Source organism: Thermodiscus maritimus (assembly GCF_055382595.1).
The window spans coordinates 17,626-42,622 of the sequence record NZ_AP042434.1; the positions used below are offsets into that span (position 1 = coordinate 17,626).

The 24,997-nt window shown below is 54.8% G+C and carries 24 protein-coding genes; 11 read left to right on the forward strand and 13 right to left on the reverse strand.

Going from position 1 to position 24,997, the window contains the following annotated elements; translation table 11 throughout:
- Window positions 1–29 precede the first annotated feature (29 nt).
- Window positions 30–1,055 carry a PhoU domain-containing protein gene (locus tag ACZ47H_RS00105; protein WP_464933206.1) on the reverse strand — a complete coding sequence of 342 codons (1,026 nt, stop codon included), beginning with the start codon at window positions 1,053–1,055 and terminating at the stop codon, window positions 30–32.
- Window positions 1,056–1,179: 124 nt separating this feature from the next.
- Here ACZ47H_RS00105 and pstS point away from each other — a divergent pair, with 124 nt between their 5' ends.
- From pstS to ACZ47H_RS00130, 5 genes are read left to right on the forward strand one after another with little or no spacing between them, the layout of a single operon-like run.
- Complete coding sequence (pstS, locus tag ACZ47H_RS00110; RefSeq protein ID WP_464933207.1) at window positions 1,180–2,304, forward strand: phosphate ABC transporter substrate-binding protein PstS; 1,125 nt, start codon at window positions 1,180–1,182, stop codon at window positions 2,302–2,304.
- Window positions 2,305–2,329: 25 nt separating this feature from the next.
- On the forward strand, window positions 2,330–3,259 hold the full coding sequence (pstC, locus tag ACZ47H_RS00115) for a phosphate ABC transporter permease subunit PstC (RefSeq protein ID WP_464933208.1): 930 nt from the start codon (window positions 2,330–2,332) through the stop codon (window positions 3,257–3,259).
- Window positions 3,246–4,091 carry a phosphate ABC transporter permease PstA gene (gene pstA, locus ACZ47H_RS00120; RefSeq protein WP_464933209.1) on the forward strand — a complete coding sequence of 282 codons (846 nt, stop codon included), beginning with the start codon at window positions 3,246–3,248 and terminating at the stop codon, window positions 4,089–4,091. The genes pstC and pstA overlap by 14 nt, the downstream gene beginning before the upstream one ends.
- On the forward strand, window positions 4,091–4,855 hold the full coding sequence (locus ACZ47H_RS00125; protein WP_464933210.1) for a phosphate ABC transporter ATP-binding protein: 765 nt from the start codon (window positions 4,091–4,093) through the stop codon (window positions 4,853–4,855). The genes pstA and ACZ47H_RS00125 overlap by 1 nt, the downstream gene beginning before the upstream one ends.
- Window positions 4,855–5,451 (forward strand): phosphate signaling complex PhoU family protein, encoded by a 597-nt coding sequence (locus tag ACZ47H_RS00130; RefSeq protein ID WP_464933211.1) that lies wholly within the window; start codon window positions 4,855–4,857, stop codon window positions 5,449–5,451. Before ACZ47H_RS00125 ends, ACZ47H_RS00130 begins: the two co-directional genes overlap by 1 nt.
- Window positions 5,452–5,471: 20 nt before the next feature.
- On the opposite strand, the gene ACZ47H_RS00135 is transcribed toward ACZ47H_RS00130, so the two are convergent.
- Together ACZ47H_RS00135 and ACZ47H_RS00140 are read right to left on the reverse strand one after the other, a co-directional pair.
- A complete protein-coding gene (locus ACZ47H_RS00135; protein ID WP_464933212.1) occupies window positions 5,472–5,879 on the reverse strand; it encodes a hypothetical protein in 408 nt (135 codons plus the stop codon).
- A gap of 133 nt (window positions 5,880–6,012) precedes the next feature.
- Window positions 6,013–6,951, reverse strand: coding sequence for a molybdopterin-dependent oxidoreductase (locus ACZ47H_RS00140; protein WP_464933213.1), 939 nt, complete (start codon window positions 6,949–6,951; stop codon window positions 6,013–6,015).
- A 127-nt stretch (window positions 6,952–7,078) separates the two neighbouring features.
- Between ACZ47H_RS00140 and ACZ47H_RS00145 the strand changes: the two genes are divergently transcribed.
- Together ACZ47H_RS00145 and ACZ47H_RS00150 are read left to right on the forward strand one after the other, a co-directional pair.
- Window positions 7,079–7,459, forward strand: a complete 381-nt coding sequence (locus tag ACZ47H_RS00145) for a hypothetical protein (RefSeq protein WP_464933214.1) — start codon at window positions 7,079–7,081, stop codon at window positions 7,457–7,459.
- Window positions 7,460–7,496: 37 nt separating this feature from the next.
- A complete protein-coding gene (locus ACZ47H_RS00150; RefSeq protein ID WP_464933215.1) occupies window positions 7,497–7,856 on the forward strand; it encodes a hypothetical protein in 360 nt (119 codons plus the stop codon).
- On the opposite strand, the gene ACZ47H_RS00155 is transcribed toward ACZ47H_RS00150, so the two are convergent.
- From ACZ47H_RS00155 to ACZ47H_RS00165, 3 genes are read right to left on the reverse strand one after another with little or no spacing between them, the layout of a single operon-like run.
- Window positions 7,851–8,750, reverse strand: a complete 900-nt coding sequence (locus ACZ47H_RS00155) for a thiamine-phosphate kinase (protein WP_464933216.1) — start codon at window positions 8,748–8,750, stop codon at window positions 7,851–7,853. The two genes, ACZ47H_RS00150 and ACZ47H_RS00155, sit on opposite strands and share 6 nt — an antisense overlap.
- On the reverse strand, window positions 8,750–9,880 hold the full coding sequence (locus ACZ47H_RS00160; protein WP_464933217.1) for an ATP-NAD kinase family protein: 1,131 nt from the start codon (window positions 9,878–9,880) through the stop codon (window positions 8,750–8,752). Before ACZ47H_RS00160 ends, ACZ47H_RS00155 begins: the two co-directional genes overlap by 1 nt.
- Before the next feature lie 14 nt (window positions 9,881–9,894).
- Window positions 9,895–10,815, reverse strand: coding sequence for a VIT1/CCC1 transporter family protein (locus ACZ47H_RS00165; protein WP_464933218.1), 921 nt, complete (start codon window positions 10,813–10,815; stop codon window positions 9,895–9,897).
- A gap of 145 nt (window positions 10,816–10,960) precedes the next feature.
- On the opposite strand from ACZ47H_RS00165, the gene ACZ47H_RS00170 reads away from it, so the two are divergent.
- The 3 genes from ACZ47H_RS00170 to ACZ47H_RS00180 all read left to right on the forward strand — a co-directional run bounded on the left by ACZ47H_RS00170 (window position 10,961) and on the right by ACZ47H_RS00180 (window position 14,900).
- Window positions 10,961–11,242: an acylphosphatase gene (locus ACZ47H_RS00170; RefSeq protein WP_464933982.1), complete on the forward strand. Its 282-nt coding sequence runs from the start codon at window positions 10,961–10,963 to the stop codon at window positions 11,240–11,242.
- Window positions 11,243–11,373: 131 nt separating this feature from the next.
- Window positions 11,374–13,257 carry a GNAT family N-acetyltransferase gene (locus ACZ47H_RS00175; RefSeq protein WP_464933983.1) on the forward strand — a complete coding sequence of 628 codons (1,884 nt, stop codon included), beginning with the start codon at window positions 11,374–11,376 and terminating at the stop codon, window positions 13,255–13,257.
- 158 nt (window positions 13,258–13,415) lie between these two features.
- The gene (locus ACZ47H_RS00180; RefSeq protein ID WP_464933219.1) at window positions 13,416–14,900 is read left to right on the forward strand and encodes an oligosaccharide flippase family protein; all 1,485 of its coding nucleotides are present in this window, start codon (window positions 13,416–13,418) and stop codon (window positions 14,898–14,900) included.
- On the opposite strand, the gene ACZ47H_RS00185 is transcribed toward ACZ47H_RS00180, so the two are convergent.
- From ACZ47H_RS00185 to ACZ47H_RS00195, 3 genes are all read right to left on the reverse strand, one after another.
- Entirely contained in the window at window positions 14,897–17,065 is a 2,169-nt protein-coding gene (locus tag ACZ47H_RS00185; protein ID WP_464933220.1) for a helicase HerA domain-containing protein, read from the reverse strand. The two genes, ACZ47H_RS00180 and ACZ47H_RS00185, sit on opposite strands and share 4 nt — an antisense overlap.
- Window positions 17,044–18,333: a DNA double-strand break repair nuclease NurA gene (locus ACZ47H_RS00190; protein WP_464933221.1), complete on the reverse strand. Its 1,290-nt coding sequence runs from the start codon at window positions 18,331–18,333 to the stop codon at window positions 17,044–17,046. The genes ACZ47H_RS00185 and ACZ47H_RS00190 overlap by 22 nt, the downstream gene beginning before the upstream one ends.
- A 111-nt stretch (window positions 18,334–18,444) precedes the next feature.
- Entirely contained in the window at window positions 18,445–19,308 is an 864-nt protein-coding gene (locus ACZ47H_RS00195; protein ID WP_464933222.1) for an amidohydrolase family protein, read from the reverse strand.
- A gap of 239 nt (window positions 19,309–19,547) precedes the next feature.
- Between ACZ47H_RS00195 and ACZ47H_RS00200 the strand changes: the two genes are divergently transcribed.
- Entirely contained in the window at window positions 19,548–20,375 is an 828-nt protein-coding gene (locus tag ACZ47H_RS00200) for a hypothetical protein (protein ID WP_464933223.1), read from the forward strand.
- Here ACZ47H_RS00200 and ACZ47H_RS00205 read toward each other — a convergent pair.
- From ACZ47H_RS00205 to ACZ47H_RS00220, 4 genes are all read right to left on the reverse strand, one after another.
- Window positions 20,361–20,642, reverse strand: coding sequence for a MoaD/ThiS family protein (locus ACZ47H_RS00205; protein WP_464933224.1), 282 nt, complete (start codon window positions 20,640–20,642; stop codon window positions 20,361–20,363). The two genes, ACZ47H_RS00200 and ACZ47H_RS00205, sit on opposite strands and share 15 nt — an antisense overlap.
- Window positions 20,643–20,702: 60 nt before the next feature.
- Complete coding sequence (locus ACZ47H_RS00210) at window positions 20,703–22,562, reverse strand: aldehyde ferredoxin oxidoreductase family protein (RefSeq protein ID WP_464933225.1); 1,860 nt, start codon at window positions 22,560–22,562, stop codon at window positions 20,703–20,705.
- A 116-nt stretch (window positions 22,563–22,678) separates the two neighbouring features.
- A complete protein-coding gene (locus tag ACZ47H_RS00215; protein ID WP_464933226.1) occupies window positions 22,679–24,007 on the reverse strand; it encodes a glycosyltransferase 87 family protein in 1,329 nt (442 codons plus the stop codon).
- A 25-nt stretch (window positions 24,008–24,032) separates the two neighbouring features.
- The gene (locus tag ACZ47H_RS00220; protein ID WP_464933227.1) at window positions 24,033–24,977 is read right to left on the reverse strand and encodes a dihydroorotate dehydrogenase; all 945 of its coding nucleotides are present in this window, start codon (window positions 24,975–24,977) and stop codon (window positions 24,033–24,035) included.
- Window positions 24,978–24,997: the final 20 nt, after the last annotated feature.

Below are 24,997 nucleotides of genomic sequence, written 5' to 3' on the forward strand. Positions count from 1 at the left end.
GGGCCCTCCACTCTCAGCTATTCATGGGGCTAGGAGAGTGTTGGCGTGGCTCGCTGTAGGGCGTTCCTTACACCATTCAGGTCGAAGACGGTCTCAGCAATATCTAGGCTGTAGCCGAGTATCCTTCGGGCTGAGTCGACTATTAGGGTAGCTTCTGGGAGCTGTACTTCCGGCGTGGGTATGATCCTCCCTGGGTACTTGTCTATGATCTTGGATACCTCCTCGGCAGCCTTCTTGCTCCTCCCAAGCAGCGCTCTCCCCGAGGTCTCGAAAGCCACGTAGGCTTTCTTCACCATATCAACCACGGGGCCGGGAAGACTCCCTCCACTTGTGAGGATTGACTCCGAGTTCCTCGCTATCAGGACTGTGTGGTCTGCTACCCTCTCAATACTCTTAACAGCCATCACGAGGGAGGGTATCTCGGCCAGGGAGACTAGCCCGAGGCTCTGGAAGGACTCGAGGCCTAGGAGCACCATGTTAACCTTCCGGTTAGCGTAGAGGTAGAGCCTGTCGACAAGCGTATCCCTATCGGGCACCGTGCGTAAGGAGGCTGTGTCTCCCCTCTCAGCCGAGTCTATTGTTATGCGGAGCATTGAGAGGGTGGCTTTGAATGCTTTCTCCACAGCCTCCCAGAAGCCGATCGAGCCCGGGTCGACTGTAACATAGTACTCCATGTACCCAGGCCCCTCCTCTACTAGGGTGAGGCCCAGCATTACATCTTCGAGGACCCTCCGGAGCCCCATTATCTTATTGTAGGCTCTCTCCTCGTACTCTACCCTGATCCTCGTGAAGCCTGCGAGGTATGAGGCTACAACTTCCCTCACAATGCTCCCCTCCGCCCTGTCGCCGCTCACTCTCACAACTCCCGTCAGCGGCTCCCTCCGCCCTTCTCTCCTGGGAGTGATCCTTAGGGACCCGTCAGCCATGACCTCGACAGCTACCTTCATCCTGGGTTTTAGCCCGTGGGCTCTAGTCCACCAGCTGGGTAGCGTGATTGCTAGGGCAGAGTCTCCCACTTGTATTATGCTCCTTTCTCCACTCCTGCGGGAGGGCATACTAGTACCCTAGTAGGAGGTAGTAGTCTACTAGTAGGTATAAAGCATCTAGTAGTGTTAGTACAAGCTCCATTTTACCAAGACTCCCACTCCATGAGACCACGAGAATGCAAAGGTGGATAGAATGGATTCGAAGACTCTCGGGATAACGGCCCTCGTAATAATCATCCTAGCCGTTGTTGCTGGCGCGATGCTCTTCTCGAAGGGAGGTGGAAGCACAGCCACTACCAGCGTCACGTCTAGCACAGGCCAGGGTGCCGGTAAGGTTACAATAACTGGCTCCGGCTCATCATTCATAGCACCCCAGATCTATGCATGGTCAGACCAGCTGAAGGCTAAGAGCAACGTGGTTGTGGAGTATGAGAGCGTAGGCAGCGGTGCTGGAGTCTCGAACTTCATTAAGGGTATCAAGGATTTCGGAGCCAGCGACCCGCCTCTCCCAGAGGACCTATACCAGAAGTATCAGGGTAAGGTTATCCAGATGCCCGTTATACTCGGGGCAGTAGTGATAGTATATAATATCCCCGGCGTGGACCAGAGCCTCAACCTAACAGGAGAGGTGATAGCAGAGATATACAAGGGGACCATAGAGTACTGGGACGATCCCAAGATCAAGCAGCTGAACCCCAACGTCGACCTACCCCACGAGCAGATCATAGCGGTACACAGGTCAGACGCCAGCGGGACAACGCAGGTGTTCACAACATTCCTCCACAAGGCCGCCCCAGACGTGTGGGGAGAGGACCTTGTAGGTAAGACTGTGCAGTGGCCAGTCGACTCCACGGGCAGGGGTGTTGCGCAGAAGGGTAACGAGGGTGTAACTGAGACCGTGAAGACAACACCCTACGCTATAGGATATATTGAGTGGTCCTACGCCCTAGACTCCGGCCTGCCAATGGCCGCCTTGCAGAACGCCAAGGGAGAATTCGTGCTGCCAAGCCTCGATGCAATAAAGAAGGCAGCCGAGGGCCTACCGTTGCCAGACTCTCCGCTGGGGGACTACACTCAGGCTGTGCAGGCACTCATATACTCTGACAGCGATGGGGCCTACCCGATAGCCAGCTTAAGCTTCCTAATATTCTGGACAGAGTACCCGCAGGAGAAGGTAGACGCTGTTAAGACGTTTATTAAGTACGTGAACACGGATGGACAGGACCCCGCTAACATAGTGAAGGGCTACGCCCCCGTACCAGACCAGATAAGGCAGGTAAACCTCAAAGCCCTCGACCTAATAAAGGCAAAGGGCTAACCGCCTGGCCAGACGGTGGGGCAGGATGGCTCCAGTCCCACGCGAGGATAGGCTGTACTACTATGCACTGGTGCCGTCAGCCTACATAATAATAGGGGCCATCCTGCTCCTACTAGCAGTCATTTTCTGGGCTTCCCTCCCAGCCTTCAAAGCCTACGGTATAAGGATCTATACCACTAACAGCTGGAAGCCTGTTGAGACGGGCCCCGGCGAGTATGGTCTCCTCGCAGCAATATACGGGACCCTCGTCTCGACTATCATAGCGGCCGTAATAGCGCTGCCGTTGAGCCTCTCACTAGTTGTCGCGGTGGAGGAGCTGAGCCCCTCGTGGGCGAGGAACGCCCTCGTATTCCTTACCGATGTGGCGGCGGGGATCCCCACCGTGATCTTCGGCCTCTGGGGTGTAGATGTGCTAGTACCCTTCCTAAGAGAACATGTTATGACCCCTCTACATGAGAAGCTGGGCTTCATCCCCCTCTTCTCCTGTAGGCCCCTCAGCGGTGCAAGCCTCCTCTCGGCCGGGGTGCTCCTGGCCTTCATGATTACACCCTATATGTTCGCCCTGGTGAGGGAAGCCTACAGGATGATACCGGCCCAGATAAGAGAGGCGGCGATAACTGTAAGCGCTGCATGGTACCAGTATGTTAGGCTCATGCTGGGCCTCATAAAGCCAGCCATAATAGCAGCACTCCTGCTCGGATTCGGTAGGGCGGCTGGTGAGACGGTGGCGGTATCCCTGGTTGTGGGGAACAGCTTCACCCTCAAGTCATGCCTCTTCACGCCAGCCTACACGATCTCCGCCCTTATAGCGAACCAGTTCGGGAACGCCGCATACTATCCCCTCATGCCCGAGGTCCTCTTCGCCGGGGGCCTCCTGCTACTAATCATAGGGCTCGTCCTCAACTGGCTTGGCGTCTCCATGATTGACCGGGTGAGGAGTCTTGTCACCAGATAGGAGGCTCACTCTAGACTATGCCGTGAAGGCTCTCGTAGTGGTCCTTGCACTGGTAGCTCTAGCCCCGATAATACACTTGATACTCGAGGCCTTCATTAAGGGGGGATGGGTGATAAAGGAGGCGGGGGCGAAGTTCTTCACTGAGACCCCTCCGCCTCCAGGCGATAGACGCTATGGTATATTCACTAGCCTTGTAGGGACCCTCGAGCTCTCCCTCATCTCCAGCCTAATAGGGGTTCCAATCGCGATAGCCGCAGCCCTCCTAGCAGTAGACTTCCCCGACAGCAGGGTTGGACGGCTGGTCAGGGTGCTCTCAAGGGCTCTCCTCGAGGTCCCGACCATCATTATAGGCATGTTCGTGTTCGTCGTAATAGTAGAGCCGTTGGGGACTCCCTCGATACTAGCCGGATCCATAGCTCTTGCACTGGTGATGCTTCCCTACGTCGCCACTTATGTTGAGGCGGCCCTGAAGAATGTATCATACACTTACAGGGAGGCAGGCTACTCTATAGGCATGACAAGGGCGCAGGTATCACTCAAGGTGGTAATACCCATCGCGAGGAGGGGAGTCGCGACCGGAGTACTGCTGGGCCTGGCGAAGGCTATGGGTGAAACTGCCCCCCTACTGTTTACTCTTGGTAGGGCTAGGGCTATGCTTAACGTGAACCCCCTGGGGCCTGGCGACGCGATACCCCTCCTCATATACGACTACGCCCTTGCCCCCTACCCGAATATGAGGGATGTGGCCTGGGGGGCGGCGCTCGTCCTCATACTCATCCTCCTAACGGTCCAGCTCATTACTAGGAGGATGGTTGGAGAGGTGAAGATCTAGTGGAGGAGGCAGTCGCTGTAGAGGTTGAAGGGCTCACAGTATGGTATGATGGGAAGAGGGTGCTGGAGAACATATCCTTCAAGGTACCAAGGTACTCGGTACTAGCCATTATGGGTCCCAGCGGTAGCGGTAAGTCAACTCTCCTACGAGCCATCAACAGGCTCCTAGACTATGTCCCCCAGGCGAGAGTAGAGGGGAGGGTTAGAGTCTACGGCGTAGACGTTTACCGTGAAAACCCCTACAAGGTGAGGAGGATGATGGGCATGGTATTCCAGACCCCAACCCCATTCCCCCACCTCTCAATATACGATAACGTAGCCTTAGGCCCCCGCCTCCACGGGCTCGTAAAGAGTAGGGAGGAGCTGGACAGGCTCGTAGAGTGGGCTCTAAGAGAAGCTATGCTGTGGGAGGAGGTTAAGGATAGGCTCAACGACCCCCCAACCAGGCTCAGCGGCGGGCAGCAGCAGAGGCTGGCTCTCGCCAGGGCACTCGCAGTGAAGCCGAAGCTCCTCCTGCTAGACGAGCCCACCGCTAATATTGACCCGCAGAACTCGAGGAAGCTTGAGGAGTCGATTAGGAGGGTTGCTACTCAGGAGGGGGTAACCGTTATAATGGTTACCCACACCCCCCAGCAGGCTTTGAGGGTTAGCGACTACGTGGCCTTCATCTACAATGGGGGCCTTGTAGAGTTTGGGAGGACAAGGGATGTGGCTCTGAACCCGAGCCACGAGCTCACATCCATGTACTTCAGGGGTGAGATATAATGGCGTCCCCACCCAGGATTGAGGAGAATATAGAGCACTTGATTAGGAAGCTCCACGGCTATGTTGACAGCCTCTTTGAAACCGTAGGGTCCCTCATAGATAATAGGGTGACCGACGTCCCCGACGAGGTGAACGAGAGGATAGTTGCTGTCGAAGAGCTACGGGGCAGCATTGCAAGGGAGACCCTCCTATACATAGCTAGGTGGCAGCCGCTTGGAAGAGACCTAACCAAGGCCGAAGGATATATTCAGGCGGCCTACGACCTCTACAGGATAGCCCGATACCTGAGAGAGATAGCTAGGCTGAACATGATAGCAGGGCCTCTAGGCGACTTGAGCATAAACAGGGAAGCCCTGGATAGAGCGAGGAGGATGGTAGATACTGCTGTGAAATCCATGCTGGAAGGCAATGTGCAACTGGCTAGGAGCGTTGAGGAGGAGGACAAGATAATAGACTCGTACTACGAGTCTAGCCTAAGAGGCCTCTCCGAAGAAGTAATCACGAGGGATAAGGCGATAGAGGCGTTGTTCGCCAGGCATGTGGAGAGGATAGCAAACCACGCAACCTATATTGCAAAGCTCTCGAGCCTAATGTAGAATGGTCCCACTCCTATTCTTTACCCGGAGAATAACCCTATCTGGTAATACCCTTTGACTCGGGCAAACAATCTATACGCAGTCTCACCACAGAAGCACTCCTCCGGAGTAGTCACAACTAGGGCAACCCTCCTCGATGGAGCCTTCATGTATACAATAATCTCCTTATCATCAGTATACATTGTAAGGACGGCGGAGCCGTTCTTCAAATTACTCGCGAGCCTGAGGAACCTCGAAAACGCCTCTTCCAGGGTTAGCTCCCCCTCCTCTACAGTCGCGGTGAGGTAGGAGATTCTCACGCGAAGCTTCTCGTCACCTGCTAACCTCCTACTGGCCTCCTCGTCTATGTATTTTCTGATAACTTCAGGTATCTCTATTCTTTCAGGCTTCTTCTCATGCTCGTTGACTGGGATGCTGCGTTTTATCATTTCGTTAACCCTTATCCCTAGTTTTCCACTCTCTTGTGTGCAATCTGTTTATTGTAGAGTATTTAATGGTTATCCCCCATCCTCTAAGGTAAAACAATGGTGCCGCAGTATTATTTGATCCATTATAGGCTATTCAATAGCGCTTAAACCTCTCATCCAACACCACGAGCCCCCTCCAGTGGTAGCCTCGCGCCTCCCAGTAGCCGTCGAGGTAAACGGGGCCCACAAGTATGGAGTCCACCCATTTGAGGCTCTTCCAACCGTAGAGCTTTGGAAACACGATCCTGTAGGGTCCCCCGTGCTCCGTAGGAAGCCTCTCATTGCCCAGGTGTGTTACTAGGAAGGCATCCTCAAGGATCCTTTCATCGTAGGGTACTATCGTCGTGTACCCTCCATGGCTCACTGTTAGGATCCAGTCTCCTCTCAGTCCATGCTCCCTGAGCAAGTCTAGGAGGGGGATCCCCCTCCACTCTATCCCTCCAACACTCCACCCGGTGACGCAGTGGAAGTCTGATATGAGATGGGATAGTGAATCCCTCCCCGGATCAATCTCGGCATTAAACTTTGGCGCATGTTCATCGTAAACCCCTAGCCTTACAGTATTCCTCTTGATCTCGGGGAAGGGTCCCTCCGCAGAGTAGACTACCGGCTTCCTTATCTTCTTCTGGCCCTTTGGTGAGGGTGGAGGATCGAGGTTCACGGGGGGTTCTGGGAGGATGGGCTGGCGTGGAGGCTTATCTGGCGCCCCGGGTATTATGGATGCGTATACTCCGCCCGTCCAGATAAGCTTGTCCTCCTCTTTATCGTAGACGCTCCTAAGCTCGTATACCGGCTTTCTCCAGTCGCCTCCTACAGCCTTGTATACAAGGTATCTCTGCCCTATAAGCTCTGGGTGTTGCGCCTCAGGCTTCGGGAGCCCCTCGCCACCCCCTGTATATTCCTGGAGTAGAATGTAGAGTTCCTGAATCACTCTACTCGGCTCCTCATCTTCGACAGGCTTGCAGTCTATTACTGTATGGTATCCCGTTAGGGCGGTGGCCCAATTCTTATATACCATGCACCAGTCCGGCAAGCCCCTCCCCCCACCATGGGGGGCTTACACTTGTTTTTTATATATCGTTGTATATGGAGGAACCACTTATTACCCCCAGTCCCACCATAACCCCACAGGCCTCCCGTGGTCGATGTGGCGAACCGTGATGAGAGGGGTTGATAAGTGGGCCCGGAGGAGGGCCCTTGAGGACCTGGTGTCAGAGCTTGAGAGGTTGAGGGTTAGGATCCCCGAGGCTATCTATGAAGGGGAGGCCGAGGAGGTGCTCCTCAACGCCTACGAGATCATAAAAACATATAATCCAAGCATCTCCTGGCCCGTCAAGAGGCCCTACTCAAGCCTGGAGGCGAGGATCAGGCTCCTCGCCAAGCTCGCGAAAGCCCTCATGATAAGGATGCACAGGGCGGGAACCCCCTACATAACGGGAACCGACTACTTCGCCGAGAAGCTAGAAGAGCTGATAGTCGAGGCCAGGATAGTTGCTGGCAAGCACCCATACCTGCCCACGGGGGCTTACCCTGAATACTAAGGGCTAATAGGTTCGGTTAGGGTAGAGGTGATATGGGATGGATAAGTTGGACAAGCCCGTGAGTGTTGACAAGGGCTTCCTGAGGGAATGGGCCCTCAAGGTGGCGGAGGAGATAGAGTACCTGGCCAGCCTAGGAGTAACTCCAATCAAGAATGGCAGCCTAGAGGATGCCGTAGAAGAGGTGCAGCTGGTACTAGAAATGCTGGGAGAGGAAGAATTATCTAAGAGAGCCCTCAGGCTCTCAGCCAGGCTGGCCGAGGTAAGGCTCACTATTAGGAGTACCCGCATGCTCTCCAGCGGGTTCGAGAGAGTGAAGGCTGAGGCACTCAGGCTTGCAGGGGAGATAAAGGACCGCCTCTCCCGCCAGGTAGAGGTTGGGGCTGAGAACAGGTTATAGCCACTCCCATCCCCTAGACACACTCCTACCCTTATACACTACTCCCGGAGGTCCCTCTTCAACCTCTCCCACCACCCAGCAGGGAATCCCTGCATTCCTGCAATCCTCGAGGACCTCCCCTACTCTACTGGCCTTTACCGTGAAGGCTATGTTGTAGTCCTCCCAGCTATACACGGCCTCATCCAAATCTACCCCATACTTTGATAGTAATCTAGCGACACCGGGTTCAACGTGGATCTCCTCGACCGTGATCCTTATACGGCTGGCCTCAGCTATATTCCACAGGGTTGCTGCCCATCCATCACTGTTGTCAGAGGATGCGGTTGCGTAACGAGAGATTACCGGCCCTGCTGGAGGTGGGAGGCGGCGGGTGAAACCATTAACACCCACAGCTTCCTCAAGGGGGATCCTACCCTCATATACAAGCTTCTCTAGGAGGCCGTATCCTAGATACCCTGCCTGGACGAGGAGCTCCCCCTTCCCAGCGCCGGAGCGGGATACGGGCCTCTCCGAGAAACCCACTACTGCAACATCTATCCAAGGCTCTACTGCACGGTTCAAGTCGCTCTTAGCAACTCTCACACCCAGCTCTCTGGCAGCATGAGCGACCCCCCTCGCTACAGCCCTTGCATCATCCTCGCTGTCCACGCCTATACTGTAGAGTATGGCCCTTGGTAGTCCCCCACTAGCGTAGACGTCGCTTACAGCCGCGGCGACGGCCCTGTAGCCCCAGTCCTCGAGGGTATGGAAGGGGTACTTGCTGTAGCGGAGGGCGTAGCCATCCATGTTAACTATTAATCCGCCCCCGAGAGGGCAGGCGTCGAAGTGGAGGCATTCTCCGAGATCGAGTATTCTGGCCAGCTCCCTGACGAGGCCGCGCTCTCCTCCATCCACTAGTCAACCCTCACAACACGGTACCTTCCATAGCCGGTCAACACCCTCATGTATCCCCGGAGCAGGCTGTCCACGCTCTCGCTGCCGGTATCGACTCGGAGGGACCGTAGCCTGTTGAGCTTAGATGGGGCCGCTGCAACAATAATGTTATCCCTACCTACGATCCCGATGATTCGTGGAGAGATCTGCTGGTTGCCCCTCCCGAATATGAACCCCTGCCCGCCTATAGGTGAGACTACTATCTTTACACGCCCCCTGTGCTGTGATACGAGCCTGTAGAGGCTCTCCTCGTCAGCGTCGCGCAACACGATCCTCCGGTTATGGACAACGTCAACGCCAAGGAGGGTTTTACCCTCCACTCCAAGCTTCTCCGCGATCCTCGAAACAGTCCGGCCAGGTCCTAGAACATAGTAGGTGCAGTCCCTGTATAGTTCCTCTGAGAAGTACTCTGCTATCTCCTCTATCTCCGCCTCCTCGCCGGGACCATGGTGGACAGTCTTCCCCGAGGCTACTAGTCCGGGTAGACGGGGGACCCTCATGTACCCGTATAGCCTGACAACCAGCCTGCCCCTCCTGAACTCCTCCTCGTCTATGTCTAGAACCTCCCTCTCTACAAGCTCACCCCTCCCATTAAGATACTCATAAGCGATCCGGGCAGCCTCCCTGGGAGTGTAGGCGAACACACCACTGTAAACCTTCACTCCACCCGGCACCCCTAGAACAGGCAGCATCTCGTCTACAGCGTCGTGTACGAGCCTAGCAGTACCATCACCGCCAACAAATACAAGCAGGACAACGCCCTCCTCAGCTAAGGCCCTCGCACATCCCAGCGTATCCTCTGGCTCCGTAGGCCATTTGCCGGAATCCACGCATTCTAGAGCCCTGCCCGGCCCTCTGGGAGAGCCTAGGCTCTCCCAGCCCATAGGGCCTGGAGGAGCGATTACAAGGGAGCGCCCAGAGTCGAGCCTCCTATACTCCCTGTAGAACTCGCGCGCCCTTGCTGGAGCAACGAGTTCAGCCCCAAGCTCTACCAGCTTGAGGGGGAGGGGCCAGTCTGTGCCCTTCCAGCCGAGCCTCCCTCCTGCGCCTGCGAAGGGGTTGACAAGGACTCCGAGCTTATTGGATGGCAAGGAGGGACCCCTGCCTAGAGTATTCCTTGGAGGCCGAAGATAGCCCCTATCACGTCGCCGAACAGGTAGGCTATGAAGGCTGTACCGAACAGTATACCGAGATTCTCCACCGCCTCCCTCCTAAAATTGGACTCGCTTATGACGCTATTGTAGAATGTGAAGAGCGAGACTATAACGACGGCCGTCATTATAGATATGGCGAAGGCTGTGAACTGGTGGTTGGTTAAGAAGTACGGGAGTGCTAGGAGGACGACCGAGGTTATATAAGACAATCCAGTTGCGGCCGCACTCACTCCTGGACTCCTGATCTTACCCTCCCCCGCGAGGTTTGCCTTAGCCTGCAGGTACGCGGCGCCAGCCATAGCGAAGGCAGCTGAGACACCTACTATTAGGCCGGCTACACCGGAGACCAGGGTGGTCTTTGTTGCTCCTAGGAAGCCTGCATGGACCCCGCTTATCTCGACAATGGCGTCAGCGAGGCCCAGGGCTATGAAGCTGAGATACCTCACGACTGCCTCGTCTATGCTCGATATTAGGCTGTTCTCGTGGGTGCTCTCCTCCTCTATTATCTCCTCCAGCCTCTTCCTCTCCTCTCCCTCTAGGTTATCCAGGTATTTCTTGTACTCCTCGATAACCTCGTCCTCATGCATCTCGAGTAGCTTTAGAGTGAATGTGAGGCCGAGGATCCTCCTGGAGAGAGCTATGAGCCTGATCTTCCAGTTTGAGATGTTCCCCCTGCAGTCTTCACCAATAATATTCATCCAGAACACGTAGTGCTCGTATTCCTCCCTCGCCAGCCTCTCCAAGATCTCCCTCAAGCGGGGGTTTCTCTCCCTCTTAGCCAGCTCACTGTATATCACGTAGTCTTGGTACTCGTCCCTGCAGAAGACCCGGGCCTTCTCAATCGCTTCCCTTGAGAGACTCTTACTTGGCATGCTCCCTATATCCCTCCAAAATAATGGATTCCCTGGTACACTCTAATATTATAGCCCTAGGGCATGGGCGGGGATTACTTTATCACCAGCCCACACATAACCATACTATTATTGGGTAGGATCGAGTATGGGGGTGGCGGGGATGGTGGAGAGGGTTAGAGCACACCTTATAGTTAAGGGTCGAGTGCAGGGCGTCTTCTTCCGCGCCAACATGGCTAGGCGGGCCCGAGAGGAGGGTGTCACGGGCTGGGTCCGGAACCTGCCGGACGGAGAGAGCGTGGAAGCTGTTCTCGAAGGACCCAGGGACGCGGTTGAGAGGGTAGTGTGCTGGGCTCTCCACGGGCCGCCGGCGGCAAGGGTTAGATCAGTTAGTGTGGAGTTCGAAGACTACCGGGGAGAGTTCACGGAGTTCACCATCAGGTACTAGTAGGGGAGTGGGTATTGTTATTTACTGGTATTATGCCTTAATATTATTTCGTGGTGTCGGTTTTGAGTGGAGCCTCTGCTGTGGAGGGTTATCGTGTACGTGGAAGGGTGACGAGGGACCCCTTCCAGTTGATGTCGAGGCGAGGGTACAAGTGGTTCGGCGTCCTCCCCGTAGAGCTTGGAGGGGAGGAGGTCCTCCTATGGATGACCGGTACGGTATCCCAATGGTTCAGCGAGGGCGAGGAGGTAGAGATTGTCCTCTACGATGAGCCTAAGAGGTTCAAGGACGCCCTCATACTGGGGCCGAAGGACTATGAACTCTACAGGATATGGGAGGGGGAGAGGGTACCCGTATGGCCCCTCTGGAGGAGAGAGTACGTCCTCGAGAGAAAAGACTCCCTTAACGCTAGGAGAGTGTACGAGTACAGGGTCGTAGCGAGGGAGGCAGAGACAGAGGAGGACTATATTGAGATCGTAAACCTAGAGCAGCACCACTATGCCAGCAAGGAGGAAGTCGTAGCTATATGGCGGTGCCCCATATGCGGGAGGTACATGCAGAGCAACATTCAACCAGTCTGCCCGGTAGACCATGTACCAATGAAGCTACAAGAGATAAGGGGTAGCATACCAGCCAGCAGGTTCCTCGTATTAGAGCTGGCGTCGAGGAGAGAGTACGAGCCAAGAATAGTGGGATACGTGAGGATAGACACCCCAATCCCCCTCATGAATAGGAGGCTCCCCGACGGGAGAGTTGAGAAGCTGATTAGAGAGCGAGTATTCCCGAGAGACTGGTTCCACCCAACCTTCTGGCCCCTCAGCGATAGGAAGAAGATACTCAAAAAGTACAGGGAGCTCCGCGAGGCCTACGGTAGCAGGATAGCGAGAGCGATCATCGGGGAGGAGATAAGCAGGGAGGCGTTGAAGAGAGCAAACACTATGGCGGCGAGGATAGCTAGGGTAGTAGTGCATCCAGACTACCGCGGGGACGGGGTAGGAGTACTAGCCGTGAGGGCGGCGCTGGAGTGGGTGGCTGAGAGAAGAATTCCGGAGATGAAGAGGAGGAAGCACCTAATAGAAACGATAGCGATGATGGCAAAGTACAACCCATTCTTCGAGAAGGCAGGGTTCAAGTACATGTGGGATACCGGGAGCGGGAGGCCAGTGCTCATGTATCCACTAACAGAGGAGGCTAGGAGGAGGATCGAGGAGTTCCTCGAAAAGGACCCGGTGGCGAGGCAGCATAAGGGGAGACTCTACAAGGACCGGTACGGGAGGGTGGAGCCATTGTCGAAGCCGGTAGAGTTGAAGGGCGTGTCTAAGACCTATACAAGCGTGCTGGACGTATCCAGGCTCCCGGAGGGCTTAAGGGAGGTGCTCCTAGCCTTCGGCGTGGAAAAGAGGGTCGTGGAGAAGTACGTCCTCAAAGACGTAAACCTAACCATCAACCCTGGCGAGATAGTCGTCATAGTAGGGGCGAGCGGCGCGGGTAAAACAACACTCCTTAGAATGATCATAGGCGCAGCCATGAAGGGAGAAAAGCCAAGCCACTACAAGCCCGACCAAGGCACAGTCAGGGTGCCGGAGAACACGAGGCTAGCAGCCCTCCTCCCTGGAGAGATCGAGCCCACATTCGCGAGCGAAACCCTCCTCGAGCACGTGGCCAAGAAGACCGGAGACGCGGCGGTTGCAGTGGAGGTTCTAAACATGGTTGGGCTGAGCGACGCAGTCTTCTACAGGGCCAGATTCAACGAGCTCTCCACGGGCCAAAAGGAGAGGGCGAAGATGGCGAGTCTCCTCGCCGACAAGCCAAACCTCCTAATAATAGATGAGTTCACAGCCCACCTAGACACGCTAACAGCTCAAAGGGTTGCGAGGAAGATAGGCCAGCTAGCCAGGAAGGCTGGAATAACCCTAGTGGTTGCAACACACAAGCCGGAGGTGATCGACGCACTCAACCCGGACAAGATACTCTTCGTAGGATACGGGACGGTGGGGGTGAAGGAGAAGGGAGGCTGACCCTCTCCATCAAGGCGCATTTCAATACCCATGCATATTCTAATACAAATGAAATGCGTCAAGAAATTAAAAATACCGAGGGAAGCCCGGTATTAGAAGGCTAGGGTTAGGAACAGAAGGCCACTACCCGGAGAGATATTGCTGAGAGGTCGTGTTTAATGGGAGAGGACCAGGGGGGAGTCAGCAGAGTTGTAAGAGCCGGGTTCTGGATCTACTGGAGCTCCATAGCCAACAACGTCTCCGGCTTCATATATTGGCTTATCATAACAAAGGTGGCTGGCTCCGAGATACTCGGCTTAACATCTGCTACAATAGGCCTCGCAACCCTAGTATCTGGCCTCATAGATCTAGGCGTGCTAGCAGGTGTCCAGAGGTTCCTGGGGAAGTGGTGGGTAAGGGATCGTGGCGAGTTCGCGGAGTACCTCTGGTCCACTTTCCTCCTTAAGCTAGCAGTCAACCTTGCAGTGGGGTCGGCGCTCCTCCTCATTGGAGTGGCTGGTGTGAGCATTTCCCACTACACTCCGAGGATGTTCGAGCTGGCTGGAGTTCTAGTGATCCTCTCCACTCTGGGGCTTTTCGGAGCCTATTTTAGCTCGATCCTCAGAACCGATATACTCTTCATAAGCTCACTGGTAGGGAATACTGCTAAGATTCTAGCAGGCCTCCTCCTAGTTTGGATGGGCTATGGCTTCACCGGGGCGGTTGCAGGATTCATACTTCTAAACATTGTTTCAGGCCTAATCGGATTCATGCACGCAGTAAAACTCGTTGGCTTTAGGCTGGTTGCGAGGGTTGAGAAGCTCAGAGAGGTTGTTAGAGCGGGGTTAGCGAGCTGGATCCCTGGCTTGGTGGCCATGCTGGGGATGTGGATTGGGGTGTTAGCGGTATTTGGGTCCTCGGGGGCTGTTTCGACCGGCTACTACTATGTGGCTTACGCTCTCTTCTCGGTTATCTCGATGATCGGTACTAGCATCGTTGGCCTCCTCCTCCCATACCTCTCGAGCTTGGAAGAGGGGCGTGAGAGGATCGCTTCGAGGGTCGTATCGCTCACCCTCGTACTTGTCACCCCCCTGGTTTACATGGGCCTCCTCTACGGGAGGGTCCCCCTCAGTATTCTTGGAAGCGAGTATGTAAACGCCACTCCAATACTGGCGGTTCTCCTCGTCGCGTCAATACCTATACTAATTGTAGGGGCGGTAGGGAACCTTGTTTATGCGATCGGAGACTATAAGAGGGTCCTCTACATAGGCCTATGGCAGAACATCCCCAGGATAATCCTCTACCTAATCCTGGTCCCACTCTACCACGGGCTGGGAGCAGCCGCATCCTTTACGCTTGGAGCGCTAGCAGCGATCCCCTACTCCCTCCAAGTAGGCTCCGAGTACGGATTCCGGGTAGATAGTAGGCGGATAATCGAGTTACTCGCCGTACCGGGGATTACGGCTGGAATAGCATATGCTACTGGGCTAGACTGGATCATAGGCTCACTCCTCATAGCATCCTCCTACCTAGCCTATGGGAGGCTTGGATTACTCACCAGGAGGGATGCGCGTATGCTCGCCCTCGCATTCTTCTCTGAGGAGAAGCTCAACGCATACTACTCGAGGGTTAAGGGTCTAGTCGACTTTATCCTTCCAGGCTAGGCGGAGAGGTCATAGTGCATTGTTAGTGGCGTGGTTGTCGCTACTACAAGGTAGTCCCTGTAGACGTAGCTTGATACCACCATGAACCTGTCGGGGAGCCTTGGAATATACTTCTTGATATCGCTGGGTAGATCTATGCTCTCGAGCTGGTTCTTCTCGGTCCTCAATATTATCTTAGTGTTTGCCAGCTGGAGTATGATGTCGTGGAGGTCCCTGGGACTGTGGGTTGCGAATACTAGGCCTATGCCTCGTGCTCTTCCCAGGCGGGCTATCTGGGAGATCATAGAAGCTATCTGCCTCGCCATCTCCTGCTCCTCGCTCGACCCCTTCTGCTGGGGGAAGAACTGGTGGGCCTCGTCGACAACCACAATGATCTTCCTCCTCGCCAGAGGACTTCTACTCCTGGAAGCCCAAAGCCTGTGCTTCCAATCCTTCAACTGCTCCAGTATCCTGTATGCGAGTATTCTGGCAGCCTCGACGCCACCCGCGCCCCAGCTCTCGAGAACGCCGAGGTCGAGTACTATTGGGACACCGTATTCCTGGGATAGGCCTATGATCCAATCCCAGCCGGGCTCCACGGGCATTGAAAGTCTGATCAGGACGTCCGAGACCTTGGGGTATAGCAGGTCTAGTATTCCGGAGTCGAGTGCGCTCCCGATCCTCCTGTAGACGGCTTCCAGCGTTCTCGGGCTAGGCCTAGCTTCTAGGAGTAGTTCAACGTAGGACGCAGCCATATCCACAAGGCTTTTCCCAAGACCCTCGATCGGCCCCTTGATCATCTTGACGGCAAGCTCCCTGTTATCAATGACAGCCTTCAAGCGTTCGTAGAGGTAGTCGGTTATTTCAGCCTCGAAATCCTCGTTGGTGGCCTTATCAAGATTACCCTTCAACAGACTTGCTAGGACAATGTAGGAGTGGAGGGCCGCCGCAATGGAGAGAAGTGGAGGGTAGGTCCCGTGGAGCCTCCTAAACCTCTCCCTCGTCCGCCTGAAGAGGTCCAGGGACAGCAGGGTCATATCTGGCATTAGCCTAGCGATGGAGCTGGTGGGTATTCGAGTAGTGTTTATCGAGTAGGGGATATAGATGAGCCTCTTATCAAAAACCTCAACTTCCACCCTGCACTCTCCACTGGTTCTTGGGATGGGCTTGAAGGAGGGATTTGCATCCTGGTAGCCTAGGGCTCCCAGAATAGGCTCGACGACCTCATCAAAGTGTCTCCTAGCCGCTGCAAGGGCGAAGTCGCATAGGTCTTCTCCCCCTTCTCCCCGAGACTCTGCTATGATGTACTCTGTGAGTGGTAGGAGTATGATTGCCCCACTGGTTGGGGCTGCCTTTGAGAAGACCTTCTCCCTCACATGCTTAGCCTTCTCGTCATCCACGTCTATGGGTATGGGTTCGAAGGCGACCTGTATGAAGTCTTGGTTCATGTCTACGAAGACCATTATGGGGCTGTCATCATTCGCCTCCGAGTATATGCTTGTAGCTAGATTCTTGAGGAATGTGGTCTTCCCCGACCCCGTGGTTCCTATTATGAGTACGTGTTGGAGGAATACTTTGAAGGGGAGCCTGACGGGAATAGAGCCTTCCTTCACGAGATTGCTTGGGGTTGCAAGCGCTCCAAGGATAGCTCCCTCCCCAGGAAGGTTTAGGAGGGCCGCTATCACCTCTGGATTCGGGTCAACCACAGGGCTCTGAGGCTCGATGCTTGTAGAGGCAGGGGCAGGTGTCTCTGTCAAGTTGTAGTCTGATTCCATGAGTGGCTCCAGCTCTAGCAGTGTTGTTGTTGCGAGGCTTGAAGGGTCTGGTATGGAGAGTCCAGCGTCTGCGGGCATATTTGAGCCGATGAGGGAGAGCAGGTCTCCCCTCCTTATCTTGGCTACCCGTGCTAGGATGAGTCTTCCCTTCAAATCCACTATTACAAGATAGTCTCCAATCCTGTGTATGGGCTGTAGCCTTACAGCATAGTATGTCTCTGGGTCAACCTCTACTACAACCCTGCTCTCGCCCCCCACCTCTACGGGGAAGAACCTGCTGACCCTGCCAACTACTCTCCCATATCGAGAAGCCTCCTCTAAGGCTCTGCTTACTAGCCGGTTGAGCTTATCTGGGAGGGGCTCCTCGGCCCCCGGCTCAGTGTACCAGTCTATGCCCCTACTCGCGCCCAAGCCTGGTACACCTCCAGCTCGTTGCTGTATGAGATTGGAACGTTCCTCCTCGCCGCCTCCGTGATCATGACCTGTTTAAGGTAGGCTGTGATGCTCTTCGCCCTCCTATCGCTACACGCTATTGTTAGGGGCTCGAGGCTCCCCCTCGCTACGCTGTCTAATAGCAATCCTGCGGCGGGGCTCTTGTACGCGTTCCACCGCCTCCCTCTCTCCTCCCATGACGAATAGGATTCCTCCACCCTATAGTATCTGGACGCGTGGCTGTTCGGAGCCCACCTCGGCTGGGGGATCACCACGTACTGGGCGACCTTCTCAGCCTCTAGACCCTGGTATTCCACCTTCAGGGGGGGTGAGGCTAGAGCGTACATTCCATTGGGTGGGATTGGCTTTCTGCATGCAGGCTTTTCAAGGCTCTTATAGAGTACGAGCTTATCCGTATACCTTGACTCGCCAAGGCACCTCCGAATCAGCCCCTCCAGGGTAGGGTCCCTGTGGAGCAATCTAGCCATCTCGATCCTCTTCACTACACCGTAGACTCTAGCCCCGGCCTCCTCGAGCATTGACACAGCCTTCAGCCTCTCCCTGTAGAGGTGCATCCATGCTGTTCTATACTCCTGCGGTATTCCAGGCCTTGTTAGAGCTCCTGTGACGAGGTAGAGGGGCCCGTCCACTAGTACTACGAGTTCTCCGCGGGTTTTATGGGAGGATAGCGTGTCGGCAAGTGCTAGTAGAGCCTTATTCTCCAGCCTGACCCTAGCCTCATCCATTGCCTGGAAGAGATTGTAGTCCTCGGTGTATTCTATGCCGGCGGGGTTCCTATTGGTGACGGAGTCGTCACCGTCAATCACATAATCGTCGCTGTGGGGGATGACGGTTATAAACGGCTCCCTCAACCCGGGGATACTCCTCTCGTAAAGGGGGGGCCAGTCTCCAGAGGATAGGAACCCGTTGTGGAGGGGCTTGTTTGATGTAACGCTGACTGATGCAACTATTATTGTTGCTGAGGGTGTGTCTACAATCCTGGAGCTGGAGTCTATGCCCAGCACTATTGTATTCTTGAGATCGCTTATCCCGGGGGCTCTTACTGTATGGAGGACCCTGGGGTAGAGCTCTAGTGCTTCTACCCTGGTATCACCCATGTCCTCGCTGGGGGTCCTTGCGGGGAGGGCCATGTCTAGTCTAAGTATGCTTGGGAGGCCTGGGCTGTTTGAGGCTGAGGCCTTCCTTATCATCTTTTTCGCTACGTTTACTATGTGTGATACCTTCAACCCTGCAGGCCCCCGGGGGGATTCGAATATATTAGCGGCACGCCCGCAGGTAATACTTTGAATGGTATTACCTTATATAATAATGTATTAGGACTCCATCAAAGCAGTCCACTACAAACGCCCCAACTTCTTCAAGAGGCGCTCAGCGTTATCCCGTAGTATCGCCCTCTTATCCCTCTCGCTAATACTAAGCTCCAATATCTCCCGAACAGTATCCCTTATAGTGAACCCGATCATGTAGGGGTAGTCGCTGCCAAAGAGTATCTTCCCGCTACCAACCTCCTCAACGGCTCTCTCAACGAAGAAGGGGTCAACAGCGCTAGTATCACTATAGACGTTGTCTAGGCTCATGGCTTCCAGGGCCTCGTGGAAGAAGATCCCAGGCATGAGCGCGCTGTAGGCACCCATATGTGCTATTATGAAGACTAGGTCCTTGTGCTTCCTCGCCGCCTCAGCCACGTACTTGGGCCTCGCCATCCTGCACATTCTCGGGAGCTCCCACATCCCCGGGTCGCAGCCAGTGTGTACAACTACGAGCCCGTTGAGCTCGGCTACTAGATTGTATAGTTTATCGAGCTTTGGATCGTTTGGCTTGATGAAGTGCATTGTGGGATAGATCTTCACTCCGAGTATCTCGTCCTTGAAGGGGATTATGTTATCCCTTATCGTCCCCTCAACCCCCTTGTCTGGACAGTAGCTTGCAATAGGGATGAGCCTCCCATTACTTGTCCTGGATGCCTCCACAACCTCTCTAGTGGTCCTCCTATGCTCTACTATCATTTCCTCGTGCTCTCTAATCCCCTTATCCATGTCGTAGACGAGCCTGTTTAGGAGGGGTATCCTGGATAGGCTTACGAAGTCGAGGACCTCGCCGATCGCCTTCTTAACCTCGCCTGGACCAGCCCTCTTTTGAAAGGTTCTAACCCCAACCTCTACAGCTATGACTACCGCCTTCTCGACACCCGCTTTATCCATCTCTCTCAAGAGTTTCCCGGCGGCCTCGGCGGGATCCTTGTACCTGTATGGTAGGTGAGTGTGGAAGTCGATTATACTGTACCCGATGTTAATGCTTCATCGCCCCGCACTGTATACTGCACTGTATCACTGCACTCGTGGAGGCAAATATAGATGAGATCTGCCCGTGAAGGGTTTTCTTTTAACGTCTTTATGGCAACTATACTATGACGGTCTTGGAAGCATGCCCGGTGTAGTCTATGAGGCTTAGAGTTAGAAGGATCGCTGTATGGCGTGTTAATGGATCCTACAGGCTCCAGGCGGCGACGGAGCTTGCCGTCAGCAGGCTCCTCGAGGGGAGGGAGCAGGCCGTTATAGTGTTTGGGGAGTGGAACCTAAGGGGGAGGGTTCTGGGATTCTACCAGTCATCCCACGGCCTCGGCGACGTCATAGCTAGGAGGTCGACAGGAGGCGGCTCTATACTCGTGGAGAGGCCGGTCTCCTACGCCTCAGTAATATTCCCTTCAACAAGCCTTAACGCCACAGTAGATCTTGCTCGAGAAATTTCAGGGTGTCTGGGAACCGGCTTCGCCGGCGCGACGAGGCTGGGCCCCAAGCCCTTATCCGCTGGCGTTATTGAGTATCTGGGAGACTTTGACATGGACCAGGTTATCGACTGCTCCAGGATAATTGGGAGGAGGCCCCGCCTGGTTGAGGAGACTCCTGAGGGCGATAAGCTCACTAGGATATCGAGAGCTTATGCTGAGAGGAGGTGGATACGCTATGATGGGGCCTCAACGCTCCCGATGGTTGGGGAGGCGCGTAGGGATCATTATATGGTGAGGGTTGGAGTTAGGCTGTATGAGGGTAGGTTTATAGCTGAGGCGAGGATCGATGGAGACTTCCTCGCCGCACCGCCCGCTGAACCATTCTCCACTATCGCTGGAGTACAGGGGATGCCTATCAGCGACCAGGTCCTCCTCGCCCTGGAGACGAGGTTCTCCGCCGGCATGGAGCTGTATGGTATAGAGCCCGAGGATATTGTCACCGCGTTCCGCTATGCGGTTGGAGATCTAAACGACGAATAATGCTCTGGGAGAGACCAGTATAGTGTCTCCCTTCCTCACCTTAGTGTCTAGTCCAGCCAGGAACTCTATCCTCCTCCCATTAACAGCGACCATGGCTGGATACCTTATCTCCCCATTCTCATCAAGCAGGCGCTCCCTCACAGCCTCGGGTAGCTTGCCGATAACGTCCCTCACAGTAGCCTCCTCGCCCGGCAGCTCTATTTCCAATACGTGCTTTCCAACGATCTGATAGTATTCCTGTACAAGCAGCACCTTTACCCTGGGCAATACTTGGACGCCTCCGACCAGTACTGATAGGAGGGAAAAAAGGTGGGAGACTGTTTATGGTTAGAGGATGTAGAGGAACTCGTCCAGCCCCAGCCTCTTCAGGGTCTCCGGCTTCGGCTTGCCTTCCTCCCATCCCCTCAGCTCGTAGTAGTATGGGAGGTAGGCGTCTAGCGCCTCCTTCGCAGTCCTACCCTTAGCTGGCCCGTCTGGGAGCGGCTCCTCGAGGAGCCTCTTGGGTAGATAGTCCCGGTAGCCGTGGCCCTCTCTCACAGCGAATAGCCTCTCCAAGTTATAGATCCTCTCACCCGCTGTTAGGAGCTCATCCGCTGTAACATCCCATCCGGTCACAGCGTTTAATACCCCAACATAGTCGTTGTGGTCTGTTGCGAACGTGTTGAACTTGCAGAGAACCAGGCTGTCGATTACAGAGAAGTAGTCCTGCTGGTACTTCACCAGCTCGACCTTCCTCTTATCGATCGCCAGCGGATCGAACTTCTCCGGCACACCCAGCACGTCGAAGCTGATGGAGTAGGCCCTCAGGTGGCAACCTCCCCTGTTGCTGGTAGCGTAGCTTAGAGCCATACTGTTGATAGCCCTGGGATCATAGGCGGGGAGCTCTAGTCCCCTCACGTGTATGGCGGAGTCTGGGGAGCCGAAGTGCTCCGCCAGCCTCATCGCACCCTCAGCGGCTATGTCACCTATGCCGTGCCTGTACGCCATCCTCCATATCAGCTGGGTGAATGCGGCGGCATTACCCCATGTGGGCTCTATATCGGCTAGGAGGGATTCTAGCTCCTTAGCCTTCTCCTCTGGGAGCTCCCCCTTCTTAGCCTTCTCATAGAGCTCCATGAGAGTCGCTACAGTGTTCCCTAGGCTGATTGTGTCGAAGCCGAGGTCGTTTGCCAGGTAGTTTAGCTTTATCAGCGCCTCCATATCGCCTATCGTGGTGTTTGCCCCCATAGCCCATATGCTCTCATACTCTGGCCCCTCGGAGACGGGGGTCCTGTAGGGGCCGGAGTCGACCTTTGACACCCTTGAGCATCTTATCACGCAGCCCCAGCATCCCTTGTTGGACACGAGATACTTCTCGGCGAGGTACTCGCCGCTTATCTCGAAGGCCTTCTCGAAGGTACCCCTTGTCCAGTTCTTGGCGGGGAAGCCGCCGTGAGCGTTTATTATGTTGACTAGGACAGCTGTTCCGAACTTGCTTAACGCCTCGCTTATCGAGTGCTTCATTATCTTATCTATGATCTTCTTTGACTCCTCCTTGAACTTCTCCTTGTCAACGATCTCAATCTTCCTTGAACCCTTAACGAATATTGCCTTGAGCTTCTTAGCCCCGAGCACTGCTGCAAGCCCTGTTCTACCCGCAGCGCGGTACTTGTCGTTCATTATCGCCGCTATCTTTGATAGGTTCTCTCCCGCGGGTCCAATGCTTAAAACACTCCCCACGTGCTCGCTGGGCGTCTTCATCTCCTCCCTTATCTTGTTCTCAGTGTGTACTACGCCCTTGCCCCACAGATGCTTTGCTAGGTGGAATTGAACCTCTCCGTCAACTATGCTGACCCATACCGGCTCATCGCTTGCGCCTTCAACAACTATACCGTCATAGCCGGCGAAGCGGAGCCAGGGGCCGAACTGGCCGCCGCTGTTAGAGTCACCCAGTATTCCCGTTAGGGGGCTCTTCCCTACAACATGGTACCTGCCGGACTCGAAGGCACCGGTGCCTACGAGGGGCCCGGTGAGTATGTAGATCTTGTTCTCAGGCGAGAGGGGGTCTATGCCTGGAGGAATCTCCTTCATAGCGAGGTATGCTCCTAGTCCTCTCCCTCCTATGTACTTCCTTAGGATGTCTTCGGGGATCTTCTCTTCACGGGCCTTCCAGGAGGATAGGTCAAGTCTTAGTAGTTTGAACTCCAACTCTTACACCCTAGGGGTTAAACCCCTGCTGATCATATCTGCCTGGTAGGATAAGAATTTTATTATTTCCATACCAACAGATTTACTCGTGTGCTGTGATCATGGATTATTCAACGCTATGGTCTAGTCCCTCTAGCCTTCTCCTCTAGGCATGCGGCCGCCACTATAACGAGGAGGATCTGGGCTAGTGTCAAGGCGATGCTATAGTATACGTATATGAGGTCGTCTACTATGTTGAGCGAGGTTTTTCTTAGGAATCCAGCGACAAGCGGGTTCGGACTAATTATGTGGACTCGTGCCCAGAAGGATATGGGGTAGAGGAGGGGCCACAATCCCGCCACTATCGTTACTAGGAGGGCTAGCGCCTTTTCAGCAATGGTTTCATAGAGGGGGAGACTGGCTATGAGTAGGCCTATGGTTACAACTAGGTACTGGTGGTTCACCCTCCAGTATGAGGCAGTGTATGCTGCCTGGGCCAGTGCCATGGCCGGCAAGGGGGTGTGGTGCCTAGCAGCATGGTAGAGGCCTACAAGGTATAGGGGGGTGAAGAGGAGCGGCCATGCCCGTAGGAGGGAGCTGGTATTGACTCCCTCATGGATCCAGGCGTAGAATGCTATGCTGGAGAGCCCGTTGAAGCTATAGACGGGTGGAGATGCGTAGTTGGGTTCAGATATCTCCTTGACCCCGTGGATGTAGACTCCAACCCCGGAGGGGCTGGCGAGGGCGAAGGGGGCAAACAGGATTAGGGGGACTGCAAGGGTCACAGCAGCTGATTCTAGCGCCTCCCTTGATCCCTTCTTAAACCAGAGGTGGATGTAGAGGGGAATTAAGGGGATGACTATGCTGGGCTTAACCGCGACCCCTAATCCCCAGAGTAGTGAGGCCCACCATCGCCTGCCCCTCATAAGGGCTAGTACCCCTGCTAGGAGGAGGGCTAACGGTATCTGGTCGAACATCCCGTATATGCTGGAGATGTAGATAGTCATCGGGTTGTAATAGTATAGTATGGAGAGGACTAGTGACTTGCTCCTGCCCCATCCAAGCCTCCTCCCAAGAAGGTATAATTCCACCCCAACTATCGTGTCGAAGGCTATGTATAGGAGCTTGTTCGCAACTATCCAGTCCATCGGCGCCTTCACAATGTAAACTCCACCCTGAAATGATGCTGTCACCTTGCCGGGAGCGGCGAGGCGGAGGAGCCCTAGTATGACTATGAATAGCGGACCATACGGGTAGGGCCAAGGGTAGGGCCAGCCCTCCTCCCTGTAATGGCTGCCGTCGCTGTAATTGTAGAATGAGAGACCGTGCCTTAGGAATGTGTCGGCGAATCCCGCGAACTGGGGTATATCGCTCCCTGTAGTATAGGGGGCAAGGAACAGCCTTAGTATGAGGCCCGGTGCTAGGACGAGTACTGCTAGGGTTAGCTCTTTGCGCTCCAGGTCCAATATGCTGCCCCCATATACTCGCGTGCTACCTCTTCATTACCGCTCTTGAGGCCGCCTCTATTATTTCCCTAACCCTCCCGGGGCCATAGTAGAGTAGGGCTGAGAGGACCTCTATCGCATTGGCATACTCTAAAGCCTCAACAGCCCTCTCCGGGCGAGTGATCCCGCCGACGGCAACCAGCACCTTGTCCTCTGGGAGTAGCTCCCTCATCCACCGCAGCATCCTGATCATTACAGGGTATAGTCTTTCCCCGCTCAACCCGGCCTGGACACCATCAAGGTTAACTTTGAGGGTATTAGATACTACTGCTCCAGCCGCGTTAGACCTGGCAATAACCTGGGCGTATTCCCTCACCAGCTCACGGTCCTCTACTGGAGGGAGTTTTACCAGGGTTGGAGTAGTGTCGTGGGGTAGGGTGGATAGTATTCTTTCAACCATTTCCGGCTTTTCGAAGGTCCCGTGCTCCTCGGTGTTAGGGCAGGAAACGTTGACCTCAACCCAGTCAACAAGCCCATGAACCTTCTCGTAGACCCTACGGTATCCATCCATTGTAAGGGAAGCTATGTTCGCGGCGACCGGTATAGGGGGCTTGTCCTCCAGCCTCCTAACTGCATAGTCCACCCCCTTGCTCGGAAGCCCAAGCCTGTTTATGAGGCTCCCATCAGGGAGGCGTTTAAGAACCTTGACCCTGGCACCCCTGTGCCTCGCTGGCATTATGCTTCCTACAACCGTGAAGCCGAAGCCTAGCTTGTAGCTGATCCACATGAGATCCCCGTCTTTATCGAGCCCCGCCGCGAGCCCTACCGGGTTACGCAACCTTGCGCCAAGGAATTCCAGGGGATACTCCTCCCTCACCCCTCCTGTAGAGGCTACTAGCATGGCGAGCCAGTATGGGGTAGAGTGGACTATCTTATACGCTACCCCTGGGGGCAGGCGTCTCAGCATCCACCAAGCCGCTTCGACTAGCAATACCATGCCACCGCATATTT

What these genes read in the sequence shown, in the direction of transcription:
- ACZ47H_RS00105 (WP_464933206.1), bottom strand. Translation starts at nt 1,055, where the DNA reads ATGCCCTCCCGCAGGAGTGGAGAAAGGAGCATAATACAAGTGGGAGAC.
- pstS (WP_464933207.1), top strand. Translation starts at nt 1,180, where the DNA reads ATGGATTCGAAGACTCTCGGGATAACGGCCCTCGTAATAATCATCCTA.
- pstC (WP_464933208.1), top strand. Translation starts at nt 2,330, where the DNA reads ATGGCTCCAGTCCCACGCGAGGATAGGCTGTACTACTATGCACTGGTG.
- ACZ47H_RS00130 (WP_464933211.1), top strand. Translation starts at nt 4,855, where the DNA reads ATGGCGTCCCCACCCAGGATTGAGGAGAATATAGAGCACTTGATTAGG.
- ACZ47H_RS00135 (WP_464933212.1), bottom strand. Translation starts at nt 5,879, where the DNA reads ATGATAAAACGCAGCATCCCAGTCAACGAGCATGAGAAGAAGCCTGAA.
- ACZ47H_RS00145 (WP_464933214.1), top strand. Translation starts at nt 7,079, where the DNA reads ATGAGAGGGGTTGATAAGTGGGCCCGGAGGAGGGCCCTTGAGGACCTG.
- ACZ47H_RS00150 (WP_464933215.1), top strand. Translation starts at nt 7,497, where the DNA reads ATGGATAAGTTGGACAAGCCCGTGAGTGTTGACAAGGGCTTCCTGAGG.
- ACZ47H_RS00165 (WP_464933218.1), bottom strand. Translation starts at nt 10,815, where the DNA reads ATGCCAAGTAAGAGTCTCTCAAGGGAAGCGATTGAGAAGGCCCGGGTC.
- ACZ47H_RS00175 (WP_464933983.1), top strand. Translation starts at nt 11,374, where the DNA reads ATGTCGAGGCGAGGGTACAAGTGGTTCGGCGTCCTCCCCGTAGAGCTT.
- ACZ47H_RS00180 (WP_464933219.1), top strand. Translation starts at nt 13,416, where the DNA reads ATGGGAGAGGACCAGGGGGGAGTCAGCAGAGTTGTAAGAGCCGGGTTC.
- ACZ47H_RS00195 (WP_464933222.1), bottom strand. Translation starts at nt 19,308, where the DNA reads ATGGATAAAGCGGGTGTCGAGAAGGCGGTAGTCATAGCTGTAGAGGTT.
- ACZ47H_RS00200 (WP_464933223.1), top strand. Translation starts at nt 19,548, where the DNA reads ATGAGGCTTAGAGTTAGAAGGATCGCTGTATGGCGTGTTAATGGATCC.